General features: G+C 66.6%; 1 protein-coding gene. It reads left to right on the top strand.

All coding sequences use genetic code 11. From position 1 onward, the window contains the following. Nucleotides 1-88 precede the first annotated feature (88 nt). The gene (locus ACTJJM_RS21185; RefSeq protein WP_440865952.1) at nt 89-2,683 is read left to right on the top strand and encodes a M14 family zinc carboxypeptidase; all 2,595 of its coding nucleotides are present in this window, start codon (nt 89-91) and stop codon (nt 2,681-2,683) included. Nucleotides 2,684-2,788 lie beyond the last annotated feature (105 nt).

The following is a 2,788-nucleotide window of genomic DNA, read 5'->3' as shown; positions in this document are numbered from 1 at the left end:
CCCCCCCCCCCCCCCCCCCCCCCCCCCCCCCCCCCCCCCCCCCCCCCCCCCCCGCGACTGTCTGCCGTTGTGTTCCAGGGGAGTCACCGTGTCCTTGCATCGCCGTGCCGTTCTTCCGTTGCTGCTTGCCGCCGCCACCGCACTGTCCTCGCCGCAGCCGGTGCAGGCACAGAGCGCGTACTTCTTTCCGCAGGTCACCGACGCAGCGGCGTTCGATGCAGCGGTGCCCACGCCGGAGCAGTTCCTCGGCTACCCGATCGGCAGCCGTTACACCCGGCACGACCAGCTGGTGGCGTACTTCCAGGAACTGGCGAAGCGTTCCGACAAAATCAGCGTGCGCGAGATCGGTCGCAGCTATGAGGGCCGCCCGCTGCTGATCGCCACCGTCACTGCTGCAGGCAATCATGCGCGGCTGGAGCAGATCCGCCAGCAGCACGCGACCCTGGCCGATCCGGCGCAGCCGCGCAGCGCCGCCGGTGACAGCCCGGTGGTGGTATGGCTGGGCTACAGCGTGCACGGCAATGAGACCTCCAGTGCCGAAGCGGCGATGCTGACCGCTTACTACCTGGTGGCCAACCGCAGCGCGGAAATCCAGCAGTGGCTGCAGCAGGCGGTGGTGCTGTTCGACCCGGCGCAGAACCCGGACGGCCGTGATCGTGCCGCCAACTGGCACAACGCCTGGGCCTCCGACCCGGCCTCGGCCGACCCGGCCGACAAGGAGCACGTCGAGCCGTTCCCGCAGGGCCGCACCAATCACTACTTCACCGATCTCAACCGCGACTGGCTGGCCCTGACCCAGCAGGACTCGCGGCCGAAGGTGGAGGTGTTCCACCAGTGGTACCCGAACGTGCAGATCGACTTCCACGAAATGGGCAAGGACAGCACCTACTACTTCGAGCCTTCGCCGAAGAGCATGCACAGCCCGCTGATTCCGGCGGCATCGTATGAATTCAACAAGACCCTGGCCAAGTACCACGCTCAGGCGCTGGATGCCTTGGGTTCGCTGTACTACACCGGCGAGAATTTCGACAATTTCTCGCCGGTGTACGGCTCCACCTACCCGGACTTCCATGGCGCTGTCGGCGTTACCGTCGAGCAGGCCAGCTCGCGCGGTCGCGTGCAGGAATCGGTGAATGGCCTGCTGACCTTCCCGTTCACCATCCGCAACCAGGTCGCCACCGGTCTGGGCACGGTGCGCGGCGCGGTGACCGAACGCAACGGCCTGTTCGACCTGCAGAAGCAGTTCTTCCAGAGCGCGTTGAAGCAGGCTGCGCAGCAGCCGGTGAAGAGCTTCGTGTTCGGCGACGCGCATGACCCGGCACTGACCCGTCGCCTGCTGGAGCTGTTGCTGTTGCATCGCATCGAGGTGCGCGCGCTGGATCGTGCAGTTACTGTCGATGGGCAGCGCTTCGATGCCGGCAGCGCCTACGTGGTGCCGGTGCAGCAGGCGCAGTTCCGCCTGGTGCATTCGATCTTTGCCGAAACGCCGCCGATCAAGGGGGATGTGTTCTACGGCAGCACCAGCTATGCGATCGCACCGGCCTACGGTGTGGCCTTCGCCGGCAGCCGCAGTCGTATCGAAGGTGGCGCCCGCGTGGCCGCGCTGCCGGAGGAGCAGGGCGCGGTCTTGGGTGGCCAGGCCGGCTTCGCCTATGTCATCGACTGGCGCGACTACAACGCCGGGCGTGCGCTGGCGGTGCTGCAGGCCAAAGGTTTTAGCACACGCGCAACGTTCCAGCCATTTACCGCTTCGACTGCACAGGGCGAGGCCGATTTCGCCGCTGGCAGCATCGTTGTTCCGGTGGCCGGGCAACCGCTGCAGGGCGCGGCGCTGCTGGATGCGGTGAGTGCTGCTGCACGCGATGCCGGCGTACGCGTACATGCGTTGTCCAGCGGCCGCAGCCGCGAAGGCATCGACCTCGGCAGTGATGGCGTCAAGGCGCTGCGCAAGCCAGCGGTGGCACTGGTGATGGGCGAGGGCGTGGCCGCCACCGAGATCGGCTCGGCCTGGTTCCTGCTCGACCAGCAGCTGCACCTGCCGGCCAGCAAGCTGGATCCGCAGCAGCTGGGCAAGGTGCCGCTGGACCGCTACACCACGATTGTGTTGTCCGGCGGTACCTATACGGGCGTCGATGCCACGGCAGTGGCTGCACTGAAGCGCTGGGTGCAGGCCGGTGGTTCGCTGGTGACCTACGGCAGTGCCTCGAAGTGGGCGATCGAACAGAAGCTGGCCGACGGCGAGAAGCTCGGCAAGGAAGAAGACGCTGCTGACGAAAGCCGCCGCGCGTTCGGCGACCAGCGCGACATCGCCGCGATCGAGCGGGTGAGCGGCAACATCCTCAGTGCCGATGTTGATACCAGCCATCCGCTGGCGTTCGGCGTGCCGCGCCGGCAGCTGGCGATCAACAAGGAGAACACGGTGACGCTGCAGCCGAGCACGAATCCGTTCTCGACGGTGGTGCGCATTGATACGCCACCGCGGGTGAATGGTTACCTGTCCGAGCGCAACCGTACGCGGGTGGCGGGCAGTGCATGGTTGCTGGTGTCGGCGCAGGGGCAGGGTAACGTTGTGCTGTTTGCCGATGATCCGGCGCACCGCAAGTACTGGCACGGGACGGACCGGCTGCTGATCAACGCGATCTTCTTCGGGAATCTGGTGAATCCGAGTAAAGCGCGGGGTTGAGGCGTTTGGCGCCGAGTCGTTGTTGTGCTTGGGAGGCAGGGGGCCTCAGCCAGGACACGCCGTGAACCCATCCATGGGGGCTCGATGGCGCCATCCTTGGCGCCA

Source organism: Stenotrophomonas sp. 22692, from assembly GCF_052045015.1.
Classification (GTDB): domain Bacteria; phylum Pseudomonadota; class Gammaproteobacteria; order Xanthomonadales; family Xanthomonadaceae; genus Stenotrophomonas; species Stenotrophomonas geniculata.
Note: the sequence above shows the minus strand (reverse complement) of the source record. Positions and strands in the feature narration are given on the sequence as shown.